The sequence below is a fragment of the Microbulbifer mixtoriginis (SeqCode) genome (assembly GCF_052466715.1).
The window spans coordinates 15884-41443 of sequence record NZ_CP174288.1 but is presented as its reverse complement, the minus strand read 5'-3'; the positions used below and the strand labels follow the sequence as shown (position 1 = coordinate 41443).

Sequence of the window (25560 nt, the reverse complement as noted above, 5' to 3'; positions counted from 1 at the left end):
CACAAAATCTATAAGGTAAAAATACTACATAGATTTTGTGAATTCAAAATGCCTTAATTTGGGGTGACAGCGCTGTCAAAGCGCAAAAAGTGACCGTGTTTGCTACCCGCTTATTTTGAATTTTGCCATAATGCGCCCCCCAAATTTTGCCTGGCTGTCTAATACTTGGACGGCTCCTATTTTTTACTATCCAACATAACATTCACGGGTAATCGACGAATGGCACAGATCGACGACACCGCGCTGGTTTATAAAAACCTTTCACCAGCAAAATTGGTAGAGCTGGCTCTTAAGCGCGGCGAGGGTAAACTTTCCGACACCGGCGCGCTGGTGGCTGAAACTGGTGCCCGCACCGGCCGCTCCCCGGCGGACCGCTTTGTTGTAGAAGAGCCCTCCACCGCCGATAGCATCGCCTGGGGCAATGTGAACCGCCCCTTCCCACAGGACAAGTTCGACGCACTCTGGGACCGCGTAGAGGCATTTGTAGCCGGTGACGACACCTTCGTGCAGCACCTACACGTCGGCCAGGACGAAGACCACTACCTGCCGGTTGTCGTAACTACCCAGACCGCTTGGCACAACCTGTTCGGCCGCAACATGTTTATCCGCGCCGAAAAGTACAACCCCAAGGCGAAGGAAGAGTGGCGCATCCTGCACGCTCCCAACTTCGTTTGTGAGCCAGAGCGCGACGGCACCAACTCCGAAGGCTGCGTCATCATCAACTTCGGCCAGCGCCGCGTGCTGCTGGCAGGTATGCGTTACGCCGGTGAGATGAAGAAGGCGATGTTCTCCGTACAGAACTTCCTGCTGCCGGAAAAAGACGTGATGCCAATGCACTGTGCCGCCAATGTTGGCAAAGACGGCGATACCTGCCTGTTCTTTGGCCTGTCCGGCACCGGCAAGACCACCCTGTCCGCAGACCCTGAGCGCTACCTGATCGGTGACGACGAACACGGCTGGAGCAAAGGTGCAGTATTCAATATGGAAGGTGGCTGCTACGCCAAAACGATCGACCTGAGCCAAAAGAATGAGCCGGTAATCTGGGACGCTATTCGTTTCGGCGCTATCGTCGAGAACGTAGTCACCAACGAGAATGGTACCGCCGACTACTGTGACACCAGCCTCACCGAGAACGGTCGCTGCTCCTACCCGCTGGAGCACGTAGAGATGCGCCAGCTGGAAAACCGCGCCGGCGAGCCGAAGAACGTCGTCTTCCTCACCTGCGATGTATCCGGTGTACTGCCCCCGGTATCCATCCTCTCCAAAGAGGCTGCGGCATACCACTTCCTGTCTGGCTACACCGCGCGCGTAGGCTCTACCGAGCTGGGTGCAGAGGCCGGTATTCACCCGACTTTCTCCACCTGCTTCGGCGCTCCGTTTATGCCGCGCGCCCCGCGTGAATATGCGGACTTGCTGATGAAGCGCATCGAGGACTTCGGCTCCAAGGTATACCTGGTAAACACTGGCTGGACCGGCGGCTCTGGTGACAACGGCAAGCGTTTCCCGATCCCTGTAACCCGCGCAGTAGTTGCGGCTATCCAGAGCGGTGCACTGGAAGGTACTGCCACCGAGCATCTTGAAACCCTGAACCTGGATATTCCTCTGGAAGTACCGGGCGTCGACAAGTCCTACCTGAACCCGCGCGAAGCCTGGGAAGACAAGGCTGCCTACGACGACCAAGCCGGTAAGCTGGCCAAGCTGTTCGCCGAAAACATTGAAAAATTCAATGTCAGCGATGATGTGAAAAACGCCGGTCCAAAGGCCTGATCGTCTGGATATAGCCTTCTTTATAGAGGCGCAAAAGCCCCGCCACCGCAAGGTGCCGGGGCTTTTTTTGTTTTTCAATCCCCCAGTAAGAGGTCGATTTTTGCGGCTATAGTGTTTAAAGAAGCGCCGACGAAATAGGCGTCGGCACGAAGACTTTCATGTCTCAGGCATATTTCGGAGCTGTAGCCGCACCCCATGACTGAAGGCAACTCTTTTACCCGCTTCAGGACACTCTACCCCCACCGGCCGCCCGGCCGGCGAATCAATTTTGTGGTGGTGGCCAGCCTGACGCTGCTACTCGCCGCAGTGTTGGCTGCATTGTGGCTGTGGCTATGGCTGAAGTCGCAGGAGAAACCCTATGTCGAAACCCGCGGTTATCGTATCGCCAGTGAAGAGAGCTTCAATCATTTCTTACGCAATGGTGAAAACCGTACGCGGGTACAGGCACTCAGTGACTACCTAAAGAGCCAAGGGGTAGGCGAAGTGACTGCAGTGAGCAACCTCCTACGCCAGGGTCGCGAATGGCTGGAGCTCGAGAAGCCACCATTCGCGCTTCCGCCGCAGGGTGAGTGGGCCAACATGGTCTCCACTTTGAAACTACTGCGCGATGAGATAGTGCCTTTAATCGGTCCAGTGGCGGTAATTTCCGGCTTCCGTAGCGACAGCTACAACCGCGAGCTGGAACACACCGACAAATCTCGCCACCGGGCATTCTGCGCCCTCGACCTGATTCCAACCTCCCACATTAGCCAAGGTGAACTCGCGGAAGAACTGCAAGCTCTGCATGCACGCATGGGCCCGGAGAGCAATTTCGGCCTGGGTCTCGGTAAAGAGCTGCTCTTCCATATCGACACCTGTGGCTACCGCACATGGCAACTGGTGGATTGAAGCATGGCTATACAAGACAACAGTGATCGTCAGACAGGCAATACCCGAAACCAACGGCGCAGGTTAATACTTCTGGCAGGGCTACTGCTCATCGCCATTATTATTGTGCTGTTATTCACCTCGGAGAAAACACGGGATCTGGGAGAACGGCTCATCAGTCCTATCGAACTCCTGCCGCTGCCGGGGATCCCCGAGGTTTACGATATCCAGGGCTACCCAGCTGCCTCCGAGCGAGTGTTCAGCCGCTTCCTAAAACAAAATGCAAACCAGGCTCTGTTCGACAAGCTAAAGAACTTTCTACAGATCAACCGAGTGGACCAGGTAGTAAGCCCGTTTGAGCTCCTGCGCCAGGGCAGCGACTGGCGGGATCTGGATGAGCCCCCTTTCGCCATTCCTCCGGTGGAAAACTGGGGCTCAATGATTTACACCCTCAGGGTGCTGCAGCGGGAGATAGTACCGCGTATCGGCCCTGTTACAGTGGTCTCTGGCTGGCGTACCACCAGTTACAACAGTAAGGCCGGTGGCTCCAAAGGCAGTAAACATTTGCGCTTTTGTGGCCTGGACGTAGTGCCGCAAAATAAATTTACCCGCGAGCAGTTGGTTCCTGTCTTGAGAGATATCCACAAGCACAAAGGCAAGGAATGGAATATGGGGCTGGGAATCTATAAAGGTATCCGCTTTCACGTTGACACCTGCGGTTACAGGCGCTGGTAAATCCCCCCTGCTTCTGCTTAGATAGATCGCAAATTAGGCGCCCGATACCACAGGGCTTTGCAGAAGTAGAGGGAATCCCAGTGCAGGAAAAATTAGAAAGGCGCTCATTTATTCTTTCGCTGATATTGGTATCAGTAGCTTTTTTAGTACTAATTAAGCCCTTCTTTACGCCAATTTTTTGGGCTTGTGCCATCGCTCTGATCTTTTATCCCGTATACCGGCTGTTGATGCAGCGCTTTCCCAATTCCCCCAATTCTATGGCTCTGCTGACGCTTTTTATGTGCGTCATATTGTTGGTAATACCGGTGCTGGTGGTGGCCACTTCTTTTATCAATGAAGCAGTGACCCTCTATCAAAAGGTACAGGAAGGGCAAATTGATGTCTCTAAATCCCTGGAGCAAGTGCGCAATGCCTTCCCACGAGTGAACGATATGCTCGAGGGTATCGGTGTTGACATCGATGAGGCAAAACAGCGCCTTCTCGGTGGCGTGATGAATGCCGGCAGCTTTATTGCAAAAAATGCCATAGAAGTTGGGCAGAACACCGTTAACTTTTTTGTCATGCTCGGCCTGATGCTCTACCTCACCTTCTTTTTGATTCGCGATGGCGACAGGCTGGTCAATTTAATCATTCACGCACTGCCCCTTGGGGATGAGCGCGAGCACCTACTGCTGGCCAAATTTGCCGAAGTCACTCGCGCCACAATTAAAGGCAACCTGGTTGTCGCGATTACCCAGGGCAGCTTAGGCGGTATTATTTTCTGGGTCCTTGACCTGCCCGCGCCACTGCTTTGGGGCGTGCTAATGACCCTGTTGTCGCTGTTACCCGCCGTTGGCGCAGCACTCATCTGGTTTCCCGCAGCGATCTATCTGTACGGTATCGGCGAGCCGGTTAAGGCGACCATTCTGTTAGCTTATGGGTTTACCGTTATCAGCCTGGTCGACAACCTGTTGCGCCCTATTCTAGTGGGGCGGGACACCAAGCTGCCAGATTACCTGGTGCTATTTTCCACCGTGGGCGGCCTGATATTGTTTGGTATCAGTGGCTTCGCCATGGGCCCCCTGTTAGCAGCCCTGTTCCTGGCTTTCTGGGAAATCTTTATGCGGGAATTTGTCCATCCGGAAGATATGCTGATGCCCCCTAAACCGGAAAGCAAAGATATGCTGATGCAGCATAAAAAAGATAATGCGTAATTAAGACCCTCTTATTATTGGTGCGCTGCGAGAGTCCTGGACCGGTCTTCTCCCAGCGCCCTGAGACACTGGTTGAGCTTACTCATCGGTCCCTGATCCATCATCTGCACTTCCCCGTTGACCCTGTCTAGATCCGCAATCAACAGAATCATCTTGCAAAAGTCTGCGCCATAGCCAGCACCATCCGGTCCGAACCAGCACGGCAAGCCCCCAACTAAAAACCAATAACAAGCATTGCTAGCACTGTCATAAAGTACAATCCCAACCACAGCGGTGCGGGAATTCACCACTGCAACCCTACTACCAATCAGACGCGGTGTAGCTCGCAAATAGTCGGCCTTATAGCATCTGATAATATGATTCTGTACTAACTGCCAAAGCTAAGGCGAAGAACACTAGCCGCACGATAAACAGCTAAAGCAGCGACAAGGAAAGTCCATAAGCCTTATCGCACAAATGCATAAGAGCTCGCCCTCCATATCAGAAAAGTCTGGCTCACACAGTGGGCACTATTCAGTCACTCTTGGCAAAGATGACAGTTACAGAGGGTCCTCACCCTGCAAGCGTCATATAATTGTTGGAAGCACACAGCGGCAATAGCATAGACGCCACCTTTGCCGGAGCGGATGACCCTATGAAATATTGGCTTACCCTGATTGTCGCCATAATACTCAGCGTACCGCTGATGGCGTTAGAGGTCGGGCAAAAAGCTCCCGAATTCTCCTTAAAGGGCACAGATGGAAAAACCCACTCGCTACAGGACTACGTTGGAAAAAGTGCGGTAGTAATCGCCTGGTATCCCAGAGTCTTTACCAAGAACTGCACAATAGAATGTAGATCCCTAGTTAAACACGGTGAGCAAATTCGTTCCTTTAACGTTGCCTATTTTATGGCTAGCACCGATGAACTCGATGAGAAAGTCCGGTTTGCCAAGTACAATTCTGCTGACTTCCCCCTGCTAAGCGATCCCACTGGAGAAGTCGCCAAAGCCTACGATGTCTTAATCCCCTTTATAAAACTCGCCCGGCGGGTGAATGTATATATAGGTAAAGATGGTACCATTCTGAAAATAGACAGAGATATCAACCCCGCCACTACGGCTGAAGATATCGTCAAAAACCTAGAGAAACTCGGCGTGGAAAAGGCAGAAAGAACAGAACCCTAATTAATTTATTTTCCAGGGAAGCTCCGGATTGCTTATAAAATCCGGACCATAATAACCGGCCGTTAATAATTCACTCGATAACAAAAGAGATCCCAAAACAACACTGCTGCCCCTCAAAATCATCGAGCCACTTACAAACGCTAAGGGTTTCCTCACCCTTGCTGGATTTCACCACATGCTCAAGTAAATAATCTGGCTTACCGGAATTAAAAACACGAATATCTGCCGCCTTCAGTGCTGAGGCATTTTCAGCCCAAACCAGCTGGTCATCGGTCTTTCCCACTACATCCTCACCAGCCAATTCACAAATTTTTCGATTTCCCCATAAATACTGCTCATCTCTACTTTTTACCCAGAATAGGAATGGCACACTATCGAGAACACTTAACTCATCAGCAGTCATGAACTTTCTCCAGGCTTCTATCAATACATTTAAGTGGAATAAATTAATATTGGTAGAGAAGCCAAAAAAAGTATGTACTTATTCAGCGATTAAGATTTAAAAGAAATATCCGCTTAATTATTTATAAAGCTTTTCCTTAAGTTAAGCGCTGAGAAATTCTTAACTTCCATTAATTTCTAACTCCTTTAACTTCCTCGTCAGAGTATTGCGGCCCCAACCCAGTAGGTCCGCAGCATCCCGCTTGCGTCCAGCGGTGTGCTTTAGGGCGATTTCTATCAGGGCCTTCTCGAAGGCCGGTACGGCCTCACTGAGAATTTCCTTGCGCCCGGCGCTCAGTGCCTGATCGGCCCAGATACGCAGGGCTTTTTGCCAGTCCAGTGGCGTTTCGATTTCATTACCCTGCTGATGCAATTCCTGCGGAAGGTCTTCAATATGTACTTCACGGCCGGAGGCCATCACGGTAATCCAGCGACAGGTATTTTCCAACTGGCGCACATTGCCGGGCCAGTCGAGACCGGAGAGGTACTCCTCCGCATCTTTGCTGAGAATTTTCGGCTCTACGCCGAGATCGGCGGCGGCGGCATTAAAGAAGTGACGTACCAACCGTGGAATATCCTCGCGCCTGTCCGCTAGGCGCGGGATATGAATCCGAATCACATTCAGGCGGTGGAACAAATCCTCGCGGAATTTATGCTCGCGCACCAACTCCTCCAGGTTCTGGTGAGTGGCAGCGATAATACGCACATCCACTTTTACCGGTGTATGGCCACCTACTCGATAAAACTCACCATCTGCCAACACACGCAACAGACGCGTCTGTGTATCCGCCGGCATATCGCCAATTTCATCCAAAAACAGGGTGCCGCTGTTGGCTTGCTCAAAACGACCCGCCCTCTGAGCGCTGGCGCCGGTAAAGGCACCCTTCTCGTGTCCGAATAGCTCCGACTCCATCAGGTCTTTGGGAATCGCGGCCATATTGAGGGCAATAAACGGCTTGTTACGGCGCGGGCTGTGATTGTGCAGGGCCTGAGCCACCAGCTCCTTACCGGTTCCAGATTCACCGTTGATTAACACGGTAATATTGGAATGAGAAAGGCGTCCAATAGCACGAAATACTTCCTGCATGGCCGGCGCTTCGCCAATAATTTCTTTGTTGCTTGCGCCATTATCCGGCTCCGCACGCTCTTCCTGGGCTTGTTCCTTGGCGTGTGCCAGCGCGCGACGGGTAACCGCTACCGCTTCGTCGATATCGAACGGCTTGGGTAAATATTCGAAGGCCCCACCCTGATAGGCAGCCACGGCGCTGTCGAGATCCGAATGCGCGGTCATGATAATAATCGGCAGGCCCGGCCGTTCCGCCTGGAATCTCTCCAGTAATTTGAAGCCATCGGAGCCCGGCATGCGGATATCACTGATCACCACATCCGGGGAGTCGCTGTAAAAATCATCCAGTGCGCGATCACCACTCTCGTAGCACTGGGTCTCAATCCCCTCCCGTGACAGCGCTCGCTCCAGTACCCAGCGGATTGATCGGTCGTCGTCAATAATCCAAACGCGATTGCTCATTCTCTAGGTTCCTGTATTGGCTGATTCGGTAACAAGTGGCAGATAAATCTGGAATACACTGCGGCCTGGTCGGCTGTCGCATTTAATTAAGCCACGGTGTTGGTTGATGATGTTTTGCGAGATAGACAACCCCAGTCCCGAGCCTTCGGCGCGCCCGGAAATCATCGGGAAAAAAATACGCTCGCGGATCTCCTCGGCAATACCGGGGCCGTTGTCTTCTATTTCGATACGGCAAACCAGCGGGCAGTGGCGCCGACCAATCGTGAACTGGCGCTGTACCCGCGTACGCAGCACCATTTCGCCATTGGTGAGACCAATACTCTCATCAATGGCCTGCATGGCATTGCGGGCGATATTCAACAAGGCCTGGATCAACTGCTCGGGGTCTGCCGGCACATCGGGGATAGAGGGGTCGTAATCCCGGCGAATCAGTAGTTCACCCCCACATTCGGCCTCGACCAGTTGTGCCACCCGCTCTAGGATCTCGTGCACATTGCTGGGCACCAGTTGTACCGGCTGGCGGGGCCCCAGTAGTCGATCGACCAGATTACGCAGGCGATCCACCTCTTCGATAATGATCTGGGTGTACTCTTCCAGGGAGGCGTCAGGCAGTTCGCGCTGCAGTAACTGTGCGGCACCGCGAATCCCTCCGAGGGGGTTCTTTACCTCATGAGCCATACCCCGCACCAAATTGCGTGCGGTCTCCTGGGTACTGAGCAACGCATCCTCGCGAGCAATGCGTAGCAAACGATCCATCGGCTGCACTTCCACCAGCAATACCCCCAGCTCCGGTACGGGGCTGACGGAGTAATCTACGGTGCGCGTTTTTAGGTTGTGCAAGCGCCAGCGGGCGCGCCGCACCGTGAATTTTTCCCCTGTGAGGAGCGCGTTGTGCAGTGCTTTTAGTGCGGCGTTAGATTCCCTCACCACCTCCTGCAGAGGCATACCCTCAACCCTTGCATTGGAGGCAGCCAACAGATCCTCGGCGGCATTATTCAGGTAGCAAAGCGATAACTGGTCATCCAGTACCAGTACCGCTGAAGTTAGGCTGTCTAGTAGCTGACGCAACTGGCGATCATTGAGCATTCAATCGTTTCCGCTTTTCATCGAGGGGCCGGGACAATCTCCTATGCCCGGCGCGATAACCCCTTGTATCTAGCCAGTGCAAAAAGCAAACCAAAATGGCGCACGGAATTGTTGAGAGGCACTGCCCAACCCACTCGGTCTTAGGGGTTTTAAACGATTCAGCTGACACATGCACCGAAGCAATTGAGATAGCTTACCCCTATGCGCACCATTTTAGTGCGCGAAACAAAACTCAACCAGCAAGGATAAAAACGGCGACCCCCACCAAAAAAGAAGTTATCGGTGAGGGCGTTGAGGGCGGGGCAAATTTAGGGGCTGGGCTGGGCTTGGGGGATACCCGGCCCAACCGGAGCCCTGGGGGCTTGCGGTGCACGCGGTGCCGAGTTTTCAGGCAATCTGCCACCCGGACGTTTCACATAGAGAGTCACCACCTGAGATTGTGCCAATACCTGGCCCTTGGAGTCGGTGAGTACCGCCTGCACAGTATGAGTGCCGCGCTCGAGCAGGGAGATATCCAGGCCCGCTCCAGAAGAGCTACCCTGCCAAGGTTTGCCATCTACCACTGCAAAGAAACTCGCCCCCTCTGGATACACCGGCTGCACATCTACCTGTAGTGGAATAAAGCGCTGCCCCGGCGGGATGGTGGCGCCATCCAGGGGGCTCACTATCTGGATAGAAACCGGGCCTGTATAGCCCTCCTTGCCGGTGTCAGTCTCATCTTTTGGAGACAATTTTCGAGTTGGCAGGGTTCGCGGCAGGGCAATGGGCTGAACATTGATGGGAGCCAATTGCACCTCCTGCGCCTGCCCATTGGGTGGTGGCGTATCGCTGAAAGTCACCTGACCATCGGGGCCGACGACCTTGTAAATAGTACTGGAGGTATTCCCACCATCGGTGCCGGCAAAGGCCACCAGGGGAACAGCAAGGAAAAGGGCCTGAAGCAGTTTCATATTTTCCATCACTCACTCAGCCGCGAAGCGGTAGTCCTTGTCTCAGCCCAATACGGGGGGCCGCAGTCTCAAAGGGGCGGGCTTTTGGGTCCAAGAGATACAAAATCGACCATAGACGGCAAAAGCAACCAACCCAATCAGTGTACCTCCAATAAAAAAGCCCGCACCAGTAGGGTGCGGGCTTTTCGAGAACGACTCGACGGCATCGACGTGATGCCGCTCGCCATTACACGGAGTAGTACATATCAAACTCGACCGGGTGCGTGGTCATGTTCAGGCGCTCTACTTCTTCGCGCTTCAGGTCGATGTAGGCATCGATGGCGTCGTCGGTGAATACACCACCTTCGGTAAGGAAGGCACGATCCTGATCCAGAGCATCCAGGGCGCCTTCCAGACTCGCCGCAACGGTCGGGTACTCGGCCAACTCTTCCGGCGGCAGATCGTAGAGATCCTTGTCGGCGGCATCGCCAGGGTGGATCTTGTTCTTGATACCATCCAGGCCCGCCATCAACAGCGCAGCAAACGCCAGATAGGGGTTGGCGGTCGGATCCGGGAAGCGGGTCTCGATACGCTTGCCCTTAGGAGAGGTCACGTAAGGGATACGGATAGACGCAGAGCGATTGCGCGCGGAGTACGCCAGGATAACCGGAGCTTCGAAGCCAGGAACCAGACGCTTGTAAGAGTTGGTAGATGCGTTACAGATCGCATTCAGGGCACGCGCGTGCTTCACAATACCGCCGATGTAGTAAAGGGCAGTCTCGGACAGGCCCGCGTAGGCATCGCCGGCAAACTGGTTAACGCCATCCTTGGTGAAGGACTGGTGCACGTGCATACCGGAGCCGTTATCGCCTACCAGCGGCTTGGGCATAAAGGTCGCAGTCTTGCCGTAGGCGTGGGCCACATTGTGTACGGCGTATTTGAGGATCTGCACCTCATCCGCCTTCTTGGTCAGGGTGTTGGCGGCAACGCCGATCTCACACTGGCCAGCGGTGCCCACTTCGTGGTGGTGTACTTCAACACGCAAACCCATCTGCTCCATAGCGGAACACATAGCGGCGCGCACATCGTGCAGAGAGTCAACCGGGGGCACCGGGAAGTAACCGCCTTTCACACCGGGGCGGTGACCAATATTGCCCTCACTGAAGTTATGACCGGAAGACCAAGCCGCCTCTTCGGAGTTGATCTTGTAGAAGGCGCCACCCATTTCGGCGCCCCAGGTAATATCGTCGAAAACGAAAAACTCGGGCTCTGGGCCGAACAGTGCGGTGTCACCCAGACCGGTGGACTTCAGGTATTCCTCGGCGCGCAGCGCGATGGAACGCGGGTCGCGCTCGTAGCCCTGACCGGTGATCGGGTCGACGATATTACAGCGAATAATTACGGTGCTTTCGTCGGTGAAGGGATCGAGGAAAGCGGTATCGTCATCCGGCATCAGGATCATGTCGGACTCGTTAATGCCCTTCCAGCCAGCGATAGAGGAGCCATCGAACATCTTGCCCTCTTCGAAGAACTCGTCATCAATCTCTGACACGGGCACAGATACGTGCTGCTCTTTACCCTTGGTGTCGGTGAAGCGCAGGTCTATCCACTTAGCTTCACTCTCATTAATCAAACCGAGCGTTTTCGCTGACATTGCTGTCCTCCAGGTCTTGAAAAGTATTTGGTCGCTATGCCTATACTGCTGGCATTCGCTCTTTACCTGGCGTGAAATAAAGCAAAGAGTGTGCCAAATTAGGGCAGTGGCGTCGCAGCGGCGGCTGGTGCCGGTGCGGGCCCCAGTACTGGGCCGACTGGGGCAGGATAGATGTATTGTGGCTGTGCAGCCATAACTAAATGCACCACAATGGCACATTTATACTCCAGCTTGCTCGCAAACAGTGCACAACCAACTTGCGTCCAGCTAGTTTATAATGCCGCACCTTCTATCAACATGCGGTACCCCACGGATTCCCATGCACTTTGTCGTCAAATTTTTTCCCGAGATCACCATCAAGAGCAATCCGGTGCGCAAACGTATGTCGCGCCAGCTCAAGGACAACCTACAGCGCCTGCTGCGCCAGCTGGACGACCGTATCCAGGTGCGCAAAGACTGGGAAAAGATCGATGTGATCGCCCCGGACGCCGTGGCCCATCTTGGCAGCCGCATTGAAGAGGTACTCTCTCACACCCCCGGCATTGCCAACTTCTCCCGCGTGCGCCAGTTCCCCCTGGGCGACCTGCACGATATGTACGAGAAGACCCTGTCGGTGTGGGGCCCAGCCCTCAAGGACAAGACCTTCTGCGTGCGGGTAAAACGCACCGGCGACCACGACTTCAAATCCCTCGATGTGGAACAGTACGTGGGCGGCGGCCTCAACAAGAATACCGGGGCGGCCGGGGTGAAACTGAAAAACCCGGATATCACGGTCAAATTGGAGATCCGCCACGACAAACTCAACGTGATCGAGGAACAGCACCCCGGCCTCGGCGGCTTCCCCCTGGGCACCCAGGACCCGGTGCTATCGCTGGTTTCCGGCGGTTTCGATTCCACCGTGGCCAGCTACCTGACCATGAAACGCGGTATCCGCACTCACTTCCTGTTCTTCAACCTGGGCGGGCGCCAACACGAACTGGGCGTTAAGGAAGTGGCCTACTACCTGTGGAACAAATACGGCGCCTCCCACCGGGTGCGTTTTATCACCGTGCCCTTCGACGAAGTGGTGGCAGAAATTCTCGAGCGCGTAGACGACTCCCACATGGGCGTGATTCTCAAGCGTATGATGCTGCGCGCCGCAGACGTTATCGCGAAAGAGCTGGAAGTGGATGCAGTAGTAACCGGTGAGGCCATCGCCCAGGTTTCCAGCCAGACCTTGAAGAATCTGTCAGTAATCGATAGCGTCACCAACACCCTGGTACTGCGACCACTGATTACTACCGATAAGACCGATATTATCCGTACCTCCCGGGCCATCGGCACCGAGGAATTCGCCGCAAATATGCCCGAATACTGCGGTGTAATTTCGGTAAAACCCACCACCCGCGCCAAGATTGAAAAAGTGGAATCCGAGGAAAACCGCTTTGACTTCACTATTCTTGACCGCGCCATCGGCAACCGATCGATTCAGAATATCGACGAGGTCATCGAAGAAGTGGACGGTGAAGCACCGGAAGTGGAAATCCGTGAGGAGGCCGGCAACGCAGTAATCATCGATATCCGCCACCCGGATGAAGAAGAAATGGACCCGCTGGAGCTAGAGGGCGTCGAAGTAGAGACTATCCCCTTCTACCGCCTCAATAACAGCTTCGCCAAGCTGGATCAGGAGCGCGAGTACCTGCTTTACTGTGCGCGCGGCGTGATGAGCCGCCTACATGCCTCTCACTTGCTGGATGAAGGCTTCCGCAATGTGGGCGTATTGCGCCCACAGATCCCGCACCGCCCCGACGGCATCAAGAAATAATTGCCCGGCGCGGGCGGCAGATTCGCCCGCGCCCTACCTGCTCTGTTCTTCTGGTCGCCATTCTGAACGCGACCGGTGATTTTTTACTCAAAATCACTCCCAATTGTCATGCGGCCCCCCTATAATCGCCGCCTTTGGCCGGAATGCTGCTGTAGAAACCCCGCAGGCCCCCGCCCCGATTTACCAAGATTTAACGCCCAGAGGCCCCCAGTGATAGAGAATCTGCGCAATATTGCGATTATTGCTCACGTAGACCACGGCAAAACCACCCTGGTGGACAAGCTGCTGTCCCAGTCCGGCACACTCGACCGTCGCGACGAAGGCGCCGAGCGGGTCATGGACTCCAATGACCAGGAGAGAGAGCGCGGCATTACCATCCTCGCCAAGAACACCGCCATTCGCTGGAACGACTACCGCATCAACATCGTCGACACCCCAGGGCACGCCGACTTTGGCGGTGAGGTAGAGCGCGTACTGTCCATGGTCGACTCCGTATTGCTGTTGGTAGATGCGGTGGACGGCCCCATGCCGCAAACCCGCTTCGTTACCCAAAAGGCGTTTGAGCAAGGCCTCAACCCCATCGTGGTGATCAACAAGATCGACCGCCCCGGCGCACGCCCAGACTGGGTGATGGATCAGGTCTTCGACCTGTTCGACAGCCTCGGCGCCACCGACGAGCAACTGGACTTCCCGGTTGTTTACGCCTCCGCTCTGAACGGCATCGCCGGCCTCGACGATACCGATATGGCCGACGATATGACGCCGCTGTTCCAGATGATCGTAGACAAGGTTGAGCCGCCCAAGGTAGACCCGAAAGGCGCCTTCCAGATGCAGATTTCCGCCCTGGATTACTCTAGCTATGTCGGTGTTATCGGTGTTGGCCGTATCACCCGTGGCACCCTGGCCCCCAACCAGCAGGTGGTGGTACTGGACCGCGAAGGCAACTCCCGCAAGGCGAAGGTTCTGCAGGTGATGGGCTACCTGGGCCTTGAGCGCACCGAAGTGGAACTGGCCAGCGCCGGCGACATTGTGTGTATTACCGGTGTGGGCGAACTGAATATCTCCGATACCCTGTGCGACCCAGACACTCCGGAGGCCCTGCCGGCCCTGAGCGTGGATGAGCCCACCGTGAGTATGACCTTCCAGGTGAACGACTCGCCTTTTGCCGGCCAGGATGGCAAGTTCGTTACCTCGCGCAATATCAAGGAGCGCCTGGATCAAGAGCTGATCCACAACGTAGCCCTGCGCGTTGAGCAAGGTGATTCCCCGGACAAATTCCGCGTATCCGGTCGCGGCGAACTGCACCTGTCGGTACTGATCGAAACCATGCGTCGCGAAGGCTTCGAGCTAGGTGTCTCCCGTCCGGAAGTGGTGCAGAAAGAAGTGGACGGCGAGATCCAGGAGCCCTACGAAGAGGTGGTGATCGACGTTGAAGACCAGCACCAGGGCCCGATTATGGAAGAGCTGGGTCTGCGCAAAGCCGAACTGACCAATATGGAGCCGGACGGCAAAGGCCGTGTGCGCCTGACCTTTATCGTTCCCTCGCGCGGCATGATCGGTTTCCGCAACCAGTTCCTGACCCTGACCAGCGGCTCCGGCATCATGACCAGCATCTTCGACCACTACGGCCCGGTAAAACAGGGTGAAGTGGCCAAGCGCATCAACGGCGTACTGGTATCCATGGTGAACGGCAAGACTCTGGCCTACGCTCTGTTCGCCCTGCAGGACCGTGGACGCCTGTTCCTCGGCCACGGCGAAGATATCTACGAAGGCCAGGTTATCGGTATCCACTCCCGCGGCAACGACCTAGTGGTAAACCCCACCAAGGGTAAGCAGCTCACCAATATTCGCGCCGCCGGCACCGACGAAGCCCTGACCCTCACTCCGCCCATCCGCCATACTCTGGAGCAGGCGCTGGAGTTTATCGAAGAGGACGAGCTGGTTGAGGTGACTCCCAACCATATCCGCATACGCAAAAAAATCCTGCAGGAAAATATGCGTAAGCGCACGAAGAAATAATTAAAATTTTCTTCAGCTTAAAAAGGGCCCTGTAGGGCCCTTTTTTATTTTTCACACTTGGTGACAACCTACACCGAAAACTTAAGCAAACTAGGAAAAATACTTTATCCGGGCAGCCAGCGTTTATTGCTATTTATTTTTGGAAAGCGCTGACATCGACACCTAGGCAACTGCCCTTGGGTATTATCCAGACCAATACTATTTTTATTTTTTTTGCTCATATCATAAAAATTAATTCTTAAATAACTCTAATAATTCGACCATCACCACCAGATATTTATCACATTAACCCCTATGCCATAGAAACTGATTTTATCCTGTAAAAAGCGGTTTACATCTTGATTCTTTCACTTTTCTTGCACAATTTATCGGGAAAAATGAGTTAGTCACGATGGTACTCTCAGTTTCAGATGGAACTTTTATCCCCCGGTTTTTTTCCAATTTCCTCAACTATAAAGTTTAGTTCTATAACGCTAAGTTTCATCGTAATTAAGGCCCATGGGAGGTCACTGTAATGTTTTCTTTCCTGCAATCTCAGGATCGAACAGGGATGTTGGAGGGGGGCCGCAATGAGCGCGGACTCGGATTTAAAAAAGTAGCAACACTTGCTGCGGCGCTCGTGTTGAGTGCCAATGTCAGCGCTCAGGAGACCAAACGTGTTTCCGCTTACTGGGCCGACTGGGAGTATTGGGCCGACTCCTCCTTCACCCACGACAATGTGGATTTTTCCAAACTGACCCATGTGCAATACGCCTTTGCCTGGAATGACGAAGAGGGCACCATCTACTTTACTGATCCCTATGTCTTTTACGGAATGGGGGCTCAATCTTTCTCCGGCGGCGCCGGCAATGGTCCGGTCAAGTGCTCACCGCCGTTCTGGCATCCCTACAGCCAGTACGATGCAAGCAAGCAGGACGCAGTCTGCCAGAGCTGGAACGATCACGAATCCGGTTTCGTAAAGTCGGTACACGACGATGGTGCCAAGGCGATTCTCTCCGTAGGTGGCTGGACTCTCTCCCATAAAGTCTCTGAGATGATGGAAAGCGCCAACACACGTGCGGCCTTTATCGAAAATGCGGTAACCCTGCTAACCGACTGGGACTTCGATGGACTCGACCTCGACTTCGAATATCCGGGCTATGCACCCAACGGTGGCCGTTCGATCGACAAAGAAAATTTCACCACACTACTGAAGGAGCTGCGTGCGCGCTTCGATGAAGTCGAAGCCGAGACCGGCAAGCGCTTGGAGCTAACCGCCGCCGTCGCTTGCGGCCAATCGATTGCACAAGAAGGCTACGATTTCGCCGAGGTCGGTGCAACGCTCGACTACGTCAACCTGATGACCTACGACTTCGGTGGCGACTGGGATTCAGTAGCCCAGCACACCTCGCCACTTTACCCCTATGCCGGCCAAGTCAATGAGGGCTTCGACGCGGACAGCTGCCGCAATATGTGGATGACTGAAGGCAATATCCCGTCAGAAAAAATCATCCTGGGCATGTCCCACTACGGCCGCAGTGTCGCCGGCGCCACCGCGATCGGCGAAGCCGCATCGGGGCAGGATGTCGCTCACTGGGGTTCCGACACCGAGACGCGTTACTACCAGATCGTTGAGAAAATGCAGAGCGATGCATCATTCCAGACCGCCTACGACCCAGAAGCAGTCACTCACTATGGGTGGTTCCCGGATGGCGGCTTCATTTCCTTCGAGGACACTACCTCAATCGCCGAGCGGTCTCGTTACGTGGTCGAGCAAGACCTGGGCGGTGTAATGATCTGGCAGCTCCGGGGCGGTATGCTGCGCGAGAATAACCAATACCAGTACCCACTTCTGGATGCGGCGCTGGAGGTCTTCGGGCAAGGCGGATCGAGCTCTGGGAATGATGGCAACGGAGACACTGGAAGTACTGGCGACACGGGTGATACTGGAAATACCGGCGACACTGGGGATACTGGTAATACCGGGGACACCGGAGATACGGGTGACACCGGCGATAGCGGCAACACAGGAAATACTGGAGACACTGGCGATAGCGGCAGCACCGGAAACTCTGCCTGCGAAGCGTTTGAGCAACCCTATGCTGGCGATCCAGGCTATGCGGTCGGTGATGTTGTTGTCTTCGAAGGTGTCGCCTACGAATCCACTCATGCGCCAAACTGGTGGTCTCCGAGTGCGGCACCATCGCTGTGGAATGAAACCACCTGTCAAACAAGCGGCGGCGACTCTGGCAACGATTCCGGTACAGGGTCAGGCGATAACAGCGGCACCGATAATGGATCTGGCGACAATACAGATAACGGTTCCGGTGACAACACAGACGGAAATTCTGATGGCGACAATGGCGATGAGGGCTCGGCAGATTCCTGCCCAGTGTTCCAGCAGCCCTACGCGGGTGATGCCGGCTACGAAGTTGGCGATAAGGTAACTTTCGAAGGCCAGGTATACGTCTCTACCTTCGGACCGAACTGGTGGTCTCCGGCTGCAGCGCCGCAGTACTGGAAAGCGAGCTCCTGTCAGTAAATATCTTTAAGATTTTACTTTTCCAGGAAATAAAAGGGCCTTCGGGTCCTTTTATTTTTTACATAAAATATTCAGACCTTTTTTCTTAGCCCTCCCTTTTCAGACCTCAGCTTCCAACCCTTTTCTTCTCCGCACTCTGTTGCCTAGGCACCATTAGCCCAGCTTTTCAGCCAATCACGGTAGTGCCTGTAAGCTTCAGGATTAAAATTTTCAGAACAACTATTCATAAATCCATGAGAAAACCGTGTTTTATGTAAAGTCACCATCGGTATATTGGAGAGTTCGCGGGAGAACTCCAAAACATTAAAGGAGGGCTCTTTATTTGCCAGAAAAAAGTCTACACTTCGGGTTGGCCTCTCATTGAGAAGATAGCGAACCCTGGAACCATAGAAGCAGGCTGTTTTTTTAATAAATTCAGCTTGATCACTACAGGCTAACATCCAAGCGACTGTTGCTCCCACACTAAATCCCAGCAGATTATAACTATAACGCTGCTCTTTAATGTAACTGCTTACATAGGAATAGTACCTTTCCAGGCCGCATTCGTTGATAAAATATTTATATGCATCCCCCTCGATCTCAAAGTTCATCTCACTACCGGAGTATGGATCCAGGATTGTATAATCCTCAAAAGTTCGCAAACAAAGGGCGTCCAAGGCTTCTGTCCGCCCCCAAATATCAGAAACAACAATTACCTTCATTAACATTAATACCTTGTAGTTTTTACAATTTCCGAGGCAGCTGCCTTCCTGACAACAATAAATTAAAACTAAACCCCATGAAGATACTTAAATTTAATGAAAGCAACAAAGAATCAAAGGTACTCGCTATTCACCATGCTAAAAAACTCGAAAATGACCTCCTTCTAGAGCTTGTATCATCCAGAAAAGAAATAAAGTCCTCTGGGGAAGCCACCCTAGTAGCCACAGGATTTTGGGATATGACCGACTTATCAATTGAAGACCATGCCAGTCATAAATCCCTTGAAGGTGTTGATAATTTCGAGTTTTAGATGCACAAACTTTTTAACAAAGTGTACGGTTATATGGTTAAAAACCCAGTAGCAAGAAATATCTAACAAGAGATAATCGATCAACAAATTCATTTAAACTGACTTAACCGCCAGCCATCCAAATTTGCTACAGGGTATAATTTCAGCCTCAGGAATCAACTTAGAAAGTTGTACCCTGCTATAATGAGAGGACTCCACACCTTTGTCTGTCAGAATGGAATTCTCTGATACCCGCTTTATACCAAAACCAATTTTCTGATAAAACACCACTCTTTCTTCGATAGATTGTTCTGAGAAAACGCTGACAATCAATTTCCCTTTACGCTGGCATACACTCTGCATTACTTCGATGACTCTACTCGCTGGGTAAATATTACCAACCGTGTTATACATAGATATGGCGATAGAGTACCTACGCTCCGATGTAAATGTCTTGGCATCTGCAAGTAAAAATTGGAGGTTTCTTATTCCTTTACTCAAATTTCGTGCACTCGCAATATGCCCATGGTCATTATCTATTCCCAATCCGAGTTCAAGACGATCGTTTAATAGCCTGAGATGACGACCATTACCGCAACCAAAATCTATAAGCGTTGATCCCTCGGAAACCAGATTTCTTAGAAAACGATTCTCCTCATCGAGATAATTACCCAAATCAGAGTATTTATATACCTTGCGAATAATGTCATCAATTTCGTATGGAACCGACTTAATTGCCATGCAATAACACATTAAAATAACTTCACTGCTTTTATTTTAAGGTGTCTATATCACTTTTCTGAGAGCTACAGATACACTTTACTTTTACTTGAGAAAACGCTTCAACCCTGTATCAGGATGGCAGCCCTGATAAAAAGCCCGCCCCTTGCCATGCGGCACTACTGCCACTTCGTGACTCAACAAAAGTTGCATCCCAGAGGCGAAGCGACTCGCATAACACTGCGCAGCCGCATAAATAGCTTTATGGGTAGGGTGGTGATGTACCCAGTTTTCCAAATCCGCCAGGGATGCAAACCAAGCAATAGTTTCAGTGTCCGGCCTGCCCAGTGCAGGATGCTCATCATTTAACAGGCGAGCACTAAGACAGCGCGATTCTATTGGGTTTAACTGCAAATAATGCACCCCCTGTTCATACTCGGAACACAGAGATTCCCGGTAGGCATGCCGCTCCGCGGAACTGGCTGCCGAGTACCCTTGAACTGTACGAATCATACATAAATTACCGGGAAGAGATATTTCTGTATCTGACTGTTTCCCAACCGGTATTGCCCGCAGGGTTTGCAGTTGGCCCGGAAGCCCATCATTCTCCGCCGCACTAATTCGATCCCGCATCGCACCCCAGTAAGCGTGTTCATGCTGCTCACAAATATCAAAGTGGCGAAAAATCCCCCAGTCAGCCACAGGTGTGGAGGAAGATACTTCAAAGTGTGAGCGTGGAGCGGCTAACGCCTCATACCAAAATCCCGACTTACTCTGAATAATTTCCCGTAACTCAGTAGCTTCTTCCCCAAGCCATTTCCCCATTGATTCATCGTTGTCCCAATAGGCTATAGCAATATCGTTATAAGCTCCCTGAACATCGATGTGTCCCGCCCGCTCAATGTGCAGCAAGCCTTTAGCACTGGATAAAAACCTGGCCAACAATCGGAATAGCGAATCGTCACGTTGTCCACTCGCAAACTGTAAGCCAACCTGGCACTGGACATACCAATGGTTAGAGGGAAGCTCTAGCTCCCATGCGGGGTAGGGAGGCTTGAAATTCACGGGGCGATTTTTCAAGCTTTATTCTCTCCTCGCGCTCAGCTTTGTAAGTGCCTAACTTCTAGTTAAGGAACAACTTCTTCAGCCTTCTTCAAGGGCATTGTGAAAAGGCCTAATTAGCCCTTACTAAATAAGCACGAAAGTACACTTTTGTGATCAGGTAATCTCACACCGTGTAGAAACGCCGCTCAACCCTCTCCCACTCTCCAAGAGCGGCGGGAGAATGTAAACAAACCGTCAGTTGATCAAATTCACCGGAATACTCATTGAGAACTTCCAGGGCCTGGTGTGCGGAAATGGCATGGGGAAATCGATTGGTACCCGCACCCAATGCGGGAAAGAGAATACGCTTCAACCCCTTCTCCCTCGCAAGGCACAATACACTCTCATAACAGCGCCGTAGCTGGCCAATGGCCAAAGCGCCCCATTGATCACCACTGCTCCACTGCGGCGTAACCGTGTGCAGCAGATAATCCACCGGCAGATGGTAGGCATTAGTTAGCCGCGCCTCACCTACGGCACATTTAAGTTGCCTACCACACTGAGTCGCAAGCTCAACGCCACCCTGTGCATAAATCTGCGCCGAAAGGCCGCGCCCGCGAATAAGATGTTTGTGCGCGGGGCACACCAGTGCGTCCCCACGTAATGTCAGGATATTGCCCCAAGTCAGATGAATTTGTGTCACGGTTTCTCAGTTCTAACGTTTGCTTTACAGATACTGTAGCTCGCGGCTTTGGTCATCGGGCGAATCCTCCTATACTCGGCGCAGCTTCACTCTGCCGGTGAAATAAGTGACAGTAATCGCGCTTACGACCGACGGAAGTTGGAGTCTGTACAGGAACAGAGACGACTATGAACTCAGGGTATAACAAGCATCACACCGCACTAGGCACACCGGTGGCGGAGCTGGAGCGCATCGACCTGCGCCGCCGTATCATGGCCTCCTCCTACATGTTAATTTTTGCCATGGCAGTAACCGGTGCCATGGCGGTTATTGCCCTGAGCGCCGCCGATATTCTGCAGGCCACGACCCTTTCCGCCGCCGCAGTAGTGATACTCTGCTCCTATGTCACCATCAATGTGATGGGCCCCAGCCAAAAAACACCGCTACTGGTAGGCATTCTTTTATTGGTACTCTACTTTTATCTGCTGTTATCCGGCGGGGTTAACAACACTGGCCTAATGTGGGCGGTGATGTTGGTGCCAGGATTTATCAATTTATACGGCTATAAGACCGGCACAGTGGCGCTGATCGCCATCGGCCTAGTCACCGCTACGGCTCTTTTCTACCCGGATTTCCCCGGCCTGAAGGCGGAATATGACACCGCCTATCGCGCACGTTTTATTGCGGTCTTTGGCGCTCTTACCGCTCTCACCGCACTACTCGACAGCAGTCGCCACCACACCCAACAGCTACTCGAACGCCTCACCGGTGAACTGGAAAAAAGCGCCTCCACCGATGCTCTCACCGGGCTGGCGAACCGCCGAGAGGCCTACCGGGCTATCCACGATATGGAACGGCGCAACAAGGAGTTACAGGGCCGCTACGTGATACTGATTGGCGACCTGGACAACTTTAAAAGCATTAACGATACCTACGGCCACGGCTTTGGCGACCGCATCTTGCAGGACGTAGCGAAAATCCTCGGGGAAAACACCCGCACAGAGGATGTTGTTGCACGCTGGGGCGGAGAGGAATTTCTGTTGCTGTTGCCCAATACCGATGTGCGCGGCGGCAGGGTGCTGGCAGAAAAACTGCGTCGCAAGGTCGAGGCCCTGAGCCGCCGCTACGTACAGCCGGTAAAAGTTTCCATCAGTTTTGGCGTGGTAGAGGGGAGCGGCAACCCTCACAACCAACTGCTGGCGGAGGCAGACAAGCGTATGTACCGGGCAAAGAACAGCGGCCGCAACCGAGTAGTAGCCGCCTAGGTCAAGTGATAAGGTCGCGCAGGAAGAAGCCTACAGCGAATGCCAGCGCGGCGGCACCGCCACCAAATACCAGGGTCTTGAAGCCCGCCATCCAAACCTTTTGGGAGAATACCAGGCCCTTGCACAGACCGATGGCAAAGAAGGTTAAAGCCGCCAGAATAACGCTGCTGTAGAACTGTTGTGAAGAGTTCAGTGGCGAGAGAAGGTAGGGCAACAGCGGCACGGTACCCATGCCAATAAATGCGAAGAAGGTCACCAAAGCACTGCCCAGAGGTTTGCGTTTGGTGCGGCTGATACCGTATTCCTCCGCCAACATGGTCTCAATCCATAGCTGGCGATTGGCGGTAATGGTAGTGACGATCTCGTCCAGCACCTGCCCGCGAAATCCCTTGCGATGGAATATCTGGCGAATCTCCTCTCGCTCTCCCTCGGGTACCAGTGCGATATGCTCGCGTTCGATACGTGTGGCCGCCGCAGCTTGTTCACGCTCCACGCTGACGGCCTCGTAATTGCTCACCGCCATACTGAAGCCATCCGCAATCAGGTTGGCGAACCCCATGACCAACACCACCGACTCGGAAAAACCCGCGCCGAAGGCACCGGCCACTATGGCAAAGGTGGTAACGCAGCCATCGATGGCCCCCAGAACAAAATCGGAGACCCGTTGAGATTTCGGCTCTCGCCCCAGGCGGGCGTGGATCCGCTCTGGGCGGTGCTCCTCAAGCAGCTCGCGCCGGGACATCGCTCCCTTTTGCTCACGCCCCGTCATAGCAGAGGCCCAGCAGGAGCACCTGACCGGGGTTTACAGCGGAGCTATAAAAGCCGGGGACTCGCGTATCCATACCGCGCATAAACACCTCATAGTCCCCTATCCGATTTCCGCTCATTGCCTTGGCCCCGGCCAATCCAGTTTATTTCACGATAAAACTGCCCCTATCGACACCGGTATTTCCGGTTTTAGCGTCATAAGCGTAAACCAGAATTTCGTAGACACCGGGTAAATCTGTGGCGAAGGGCGCACTAAAGGTATTCATAGTGTCCTGGATTTTCAGTGGCACTGTGGCAAATTCGCCTCCATTTCGCTTCACTATCGCAGTGACTTCAATCTTGCTGCCATCCCATAAGCCACCATCGGTGAAGGAACAGCCACACATCATCACCACATTGGCGCGAATCTCGAATGGACTCTTATCCAAACCGGTGTAAAGGTGAGTCTGAGGACTGAGCAGGTCCACCACCATGCCGGGGATTTCCACAATCAAGCCCTCGCCACCAATAGGCTTGCCGGGCACCAACCAGGTCTGGGTCTGCGCCACCACGCGGGCCTGCTTTTTAATGTAGGGGGCCAGCACCTCAATGGTAAGAAAAACTGGCTCACTAATATCCAGATTAGCGGTGAATTTAGCGGCCCCCTCGGCGATAGGCACATAGCGCTCACGTGGGGTCTTCATGATCTTACCAGTATCGCCGGTGCTCCCCTGAGTCAGGCCCTGTGCGAGAATTTCCCCAGTATCTGCCGCACGGATAATGACCATGGCACCCCCAATGGAGGAACCGATAAATTTGGCATCCTTGGCTTTGGCACGCACGGTAATTTCGGTAGAAACCACCTTAGTATCCGTCTTGGCCCAAAGTGGAACAGCAACTAATTGGGCAATTAAAAAACATAAAATAATAATAATTTTTTTCATACTCAGCCTTTTTTTAAGTTCTAATTCCTTCCATAAGCTAGACACCTTACTTCCAACAGGTGATATCAAAAGACATTCTCCTCTTTGGGGCCATATAAATCAAAACCAAACGATTTTCAAATTAGGTATAAATTTTACATTACAATAGTTTTCGCGGTGAGAAAGGTGCATTGCTTAAGGACTAGTTACTGAACAAACATGGTTTCTTTTTATGTTGAAACTAGCCGGTCAGCTAACAAAAAAGCTATTCTTCACCTTAACAGCTTTATCTGGAGCTTACGCCCTTACGGCCTATATTTATAACAAATGCTTTCCTCAGTCAGTCACCTTTAACAGAGAATTTATCTCAAAAAGATTTGTTAGAAACTTAGATCATCTACAAGATAAAGACACAATCAAAGTACTAATCATTACGGGTGGGGGCGTTCGCGGACTTATCCCCCTCTATGTCCTGCAATATATCGAGAAAAACCTAGGAAAACCGATTAATGAAGTATTTGATGTTTTTGCCGGAGTATCCACTGGAGCCGTTATAACAACTGGAATCAACATCCCAGGTACTGCTATTCCAGACCACTATGGCAAGAATATTTCTCACCTAGACTACCTAATCAATATTTATAAAGATGAAACGACTTATATCTTTAAATCCCCCTGGTATCACAAGCTGCTCACTGGGGCTGGGCTCTTCTCACCAGCCTATTTCGGCAGACGCCTACATGAGATCATGGAAAAATACTATACAAAAGATCTAAAATTTAATGATTTAGATAACTACGTTATTATTCCAACGTTAAACATAGATAGCGGAGAAATATTTTTATTCAAAAATCGAGGAGATGCGGCTCTAGATTTACCCACTAATAGCCTATACCAACTGGTTACAGCTGCTGCTAGTGCCGAGACGGCTTTTCCTCCAGTCTCTTTTGAATCGATGAAGTCCAACGTTCAATCTTCCTTCAGAATTTACCCAGCAGATAAAGAAAAGGATATTTGTTGTGTATTTGCAGATGCGGCTATAGCTATAAACAACCCGTCTAGTTTAATTCTGAGAGACATTATTCATGACTTCCCAGAAAAAAAATACTACATACTGGTCTTGTGCTCTGGATATCCAAAACTACTAAGCTCAAGTATGAAGTACCACTCGCTGAGAAAATGGGGACGCATTCACTGGGCTCATGATGCTTTTACCAACATGCAGCGCTCTATGGATAAAAACCAACTTTACACTCTAGAGATTGCCAAAATTCTTTCCCAAAAGGGGCGTATCGAATACGATTTTCTCAACGTGGATATTGACCAGCCTTTCGTGGGCATATTCGACTATGACCTGTTGCATCACCTAAAATATTATTCAGAAAAATTAATTAACGAGAATAAATGCAGCATAAGAAACATTATCCGACACCTCAGCCGCATGGATTAACGTCTATCTTAAAAAACTAAAAAGCTGAG

24 protein-coding genes are annotated in these 25560 nt (G+C 52.3%); 11 read left to right on the top strand and 13 right to left on the bottom strand.

Going from position 1 to position 25560, the window contains the following annotated elements; translation table 11 throughout:
• Window positions 1-219: 219 nt before the first annotated feature.
• The 4 genes from ACJJH9_RS00440 (at window position 220) to ACJJH9_RS00425 (ending at window position 4562) form a co-directional block, all read left to right on the top strand.
• Window positions 220-1767, top strand: coding sequence for a phosphoenolpyruvate carboxykinase (locus ACJJH9_RS00440; protein WP_444903383.1), 1548 nt, complete (start codon window positions 220-222; stop codon window positions 1765-1767).
• A 195-nt stretch (window positions 1768-1962) separates the two neighbouring features.
• Window positions 1963-2655, top strand: a complete 693-nt coding sequence (locus tag ACJJH9_RS00435) for a M15 family metallopeptidase domain-containing protein (RefSeq protein ID WP_444923937.1) — start codon at window positions 1963-1965, stop codon at window positions 2653-2655.
• A 3-nt stretch (window positions 2656-2658) separates the two neighbouring features.
• Complete coding sequence (locus tag ACJJH9_RS00430) at window positions 2659-3369, top strand: D-Ala-D-Ala carboxypeptidase family metallohydrolase (RefSeq protein WP_444923936.1); 711 nt, start codon at window positions 2659-2661, stop codon at window positions 3367-3369.
• An 80-nt stretch (window positions 3370-3449) separates the two neighbouring features.
• On the top strand, window positions 3450-4562 hold the full coding sequence (locus tag ACJJH9_RS00425) for an AI-2E family transporter (RefSeq protein ID WP_252083715.1): 1113 nt from the start codon (window positions 3450-3452) through the stop codon (window positions 4560-4562).
• A gap of 14 nt (window positions 4563-4576) precedes the next feature.
• Here the strand turns inward: ACJJH9_RS00425 and ACJJH9_RS00420 are convergent, their stop codons facing one another.
• Complete coding sequence (locus ACJJH9_RS00420) at window positions 4577-4891, bottom strand: hypothetical protein (protein ID WP_444923935.1); 315 nt, start codon at window positions 4889-4891, stop codon at window positions 4577-4579.
• A 305-nt stretch (window positions 4892-5196) separates the two neighbouring features.
• Between ACJJH9_RS00420 and ACJJH9_RS00415 the strand changes: the two genes are divergently transcribed.
• Window positions 5197-5727 carry a peroxiredoxin family protein gene (locus ACJJH9_RS00415; protein ID WP_444923934.1) on the top strand — a complete coding sequence of 177 codons (531 nt, stop codon included), beginning with the start codon at window positions 5197-5199 and terminating at the stop codon, window positions 5725-5727.
• Window positions 5728-5797: 70 nt separating this feature from the next.
• Here ACJJH9_RS00415 and ACJJH9_RS00410 read toward each other — a convergent pair whose 3' ends face one another.
• The 5 genes from ACJJH9_RS00410 to glnA all read right to left on the bottom strand — a co-directional run bounded on the left by ACJJH9_RS00410 (window position 5798) and on the right by glnA (window position 11365).
• The gene (locus ACJJH9_RS00410; RefSeq protein ID WP_444887482.1) at window positions 5798-6130 is read right to left on the bottom strand and encodes a PAS domain-containing protein; all 333 of its coding nucleotides are present in this window, start codon (window positions 6128-6130) and stop codon (window positions 5798-5800) included.
• 159 nt (window positions 6131-6289) lie between these two features.
• Window positions 6290-7696: a nitrogen regulation protein NR(I) gene (gene ntrC, locus ACJJH9_RS00405; protein ID WP_444889123.1), complete on the bottom strand. Its 1407-nt coding sequence runs from the start codon at window positions 7694-7696 to the stop codon at window positions 6290-6292.
• 3 nt (window positions 7697-7699) lie between these two features.
• Window positions 7700-8782, bottom strand: a complete 1083-nt coding sequence (glnL, locus tag ACJJH9_RS00400; protein WP_252083722.1) for a nitrogen regulation protein NR(II) — start codon at window positions 8780-8782, stop codon at window positions 7700-7702.
• Window positions 8783-9090: 308 nt separating this feature from the next.
• A complete protein-coding gene (locus ACJJH9_RS00395; RefSeq protein ID WP_444923933.1) occupies window positions 9091-9732 on the bottom strand; it encodes a DUF4124 domain-containing protein in 642 nt (213 codons plus the stop codon).
• A gap of 226 nt (window positions 9733-9958) precedes the next feature.
• Window positions 9959-11365: a glutamate--ammonia ligase gene (gene glnA / locus ACJJH9_RS00390; protein ID WP_252086040.1), complete on the bottom strand. Its 1407-nt coding sequence runs from the start codon at window positions 11363-11365 to the stop codon at window positions 9959-9961.
• A 319-nt stretch (window positions 11366-11684) separates the two neighbouring features.
• Here glnA and thiI point away from each other — a divergent pair, with 319 nt between their 5' ends.
• From thiI to ACJJH9_RS00375, 3 genes are all read left to right on the top strand, one after another.
• Window positions 11685-13169: a tRNA uracil 4-sulfurtransferase ThiI gene (thiI, locus tag ACJJH9_RS00385; protein ID WP_444923932.1), complete on the top strand. Its 1485-nt coding sequence runs from the start codon at window positions 11685-11687 to the stop codon at window positions 13167-13169.
• 210 nt (window positions 13170-13379) lie between these two features.
• Window positions 13380-15188, top strand: coding sequence for a translational GTPase TypA (typA, locus tag ACJJH9_RS00380; protein WP_252083725.1), 1809 nt, complete (start codon window positions 13380-13382; stop codon window positions 15186-15188).
• A gap of 514 nt (window positions 15189-15702) precedes the next feature.
• Window positions 15703-17709, top strand: coding sequence for a glycosyl hydrolase family 18 protein (locus ACJJH9_RS00375; RefSeq protein WP_444923931.1), 2007 nt, complete (start codon window positions 15703-15705; stop codon window positions 17707-17709).
• 143 nt (window positions 17710-17852) lie between these two features.
• On the opposite strand, the gene ACJJH9_RS00370 is transcribed toward ACJJH9_RS00375, so the two are convergent.
• Window positions 17853-18410: a dienelactone hydrolase family protein gene (locus ACJJH9_RS00370; protein ID WP_444923930.1), complete on the bottom strand. Its 558-nt coding sequence runs from the start codon at window positions 18408-18410 to the stop codon at window positions 17853-17855.
• 77 nt (window positions 18411-18487) lie between these two features.
• Between ACJJH9_RS00370 and ACJJH9_RS00365 the strand changes: the two genes are divergently transcribed.
• Window positions 18488-18721, top strand: coding sequence for a hypothetical protein (locus tag ACJJH9_RS00365; RefSeq protein WP_444923929.1), 234 nt, complete (start codon window positions 18488-18490; stop codon window positions 18719-18721).
• A gap of 93 nt (window positions 18722-18814) precedes the next feature.
• On the opposite strand, the gene ACJJH9_RS00360 is transcribed toward ACJJH9_RS00365, so the two are convergent.
• The 3 genes from ACJJH9_RS00360 to ACJJH9_RS00350 all read right to left on the bottom strand — a co-directional run bounded on the left by ACJJH9_RS00360 (window position 18815) and on the right by ACJJH9_RS00350 (window position 21167).
• Window positions 18815-19441 (bottom strand): class I SAM-dependent methyltransferase, encoded by a 627-nt coding sequence (locus tag ACJJH9_RS00360; protein WP_444883097.1) that lies wholly within the window; start codon window positions 19439-19441, stop codon window positions 18815-18817.
• Between the two features lie 84 nt (window positions 19442-19525).
• Window positions 19526-20500 carry a phenylacetaldoxime dehydratase family protein gene (locus tag ACJJH9_RS00355; RefSeq protein WP_444923928.1) on the bottom strand — a complete coding sequence of 325 codons (975 nt, stop codon included), beginning with the start codon at window positions 20498-20500 and terminating at the stop codon, window positions 19526-19528.
• Window positions 20501-20648: 148 nt separating this feature from the next.
• Window positions 20649-21167 carry a macro domain-containing protein gene (locus ACJJH9_RS00350; protein WP_252083731.1) on the bottom strand — a complete coding sequence of 173 codons (519 nt, stop codon included), beginning with the start codon at window positions 21165-21167 and terminating at the stop codon, window positions 20649-20651.
• 167 nt (window positions 21168-21334) lie between these two features.
• On the opposite strand from ACJJH9_RS00350, the gene ACJJH9_RS00345 reads away from it, so the two are divergent.
• Window positions 21335-22411 carry a GGDEF domain-containing protein gene (locus tag ACJJH9_RS00345; RefSeq protein WP_444923927.1) on the top strand — a complete coding sequence of 359 codons (1077 nt, stop codon included), beginning with the start codon at window positions 21335-21337 and terminating at the stop codon, window positions 22409-22411.
• A gap of 1 nt (window position 22412) precedes the next feature.
• Here ACJJH9_RS00345 and ACJJH9_RS00340 read toward each other — a convergent pair whose 3' ends face one another.
• From ACJJH9_RS00340 to ACJJH9_RS00330, 3 genes are read right to left on the bottom strand one after another with little or no spacing between them, the layout of a single operon-like run.
• Window positions 22413-23180, bottom strand: a complete 768-nt coding sequence (locus tag ACJJH9_RS00340) for a VIT1/CCC1 transporter family protein (RefSeq protein ID WP_444923926.1) — start codon at window positions 23178-23180, stop codon at window positions 22413-22415.
• Complete coding sequence (locus ACJJH9_RS00335; protein WP_444923925.1) at window positions 23167-23298, bottom strand: hypothetical protein; 132 nt, start codon at window positions 23296-23298, stop codon at window positions 23167-23169. Before ACJJH9_RS00335 ends, ACJJH9_RS00340 begins: the two co-directional genes overlap by 14 nt.
• A 24-nt stretch (window positions 23299-23322) precedes the next feature.
• Window positions 23323-24102: a hypothetical protein gene (locus ACJJH9_RS00330; protein WP_444923924.1), complete on the bottom strand. Its 780-nt coding sequence runs from the start codon at window positions 24100-24102 to the stop codon at window positions 23323-23325.
• A gap of 211 nt (window positions 24103-24313) precedes the next feature.
• Between ACJJH9_RS00330 and ACJJH9_RS00325 the strand changes: the two genes are divergently transcribed.
• The gene (locus tag ACJJH9_RS00325; protein ID WP_444923923.1) at window positions 24314-25531 is read left to right on the top strand and encodes a patatin-like phospholipase family protein; all 1218 of its coding nucleotides are present in this window, start codon (window positions 24314-24316) and stop codon (window positions 25529-25531) included.
• The last annotated feature ends 29 nt before the right edge of the window (window positions 25532-25560 follow it).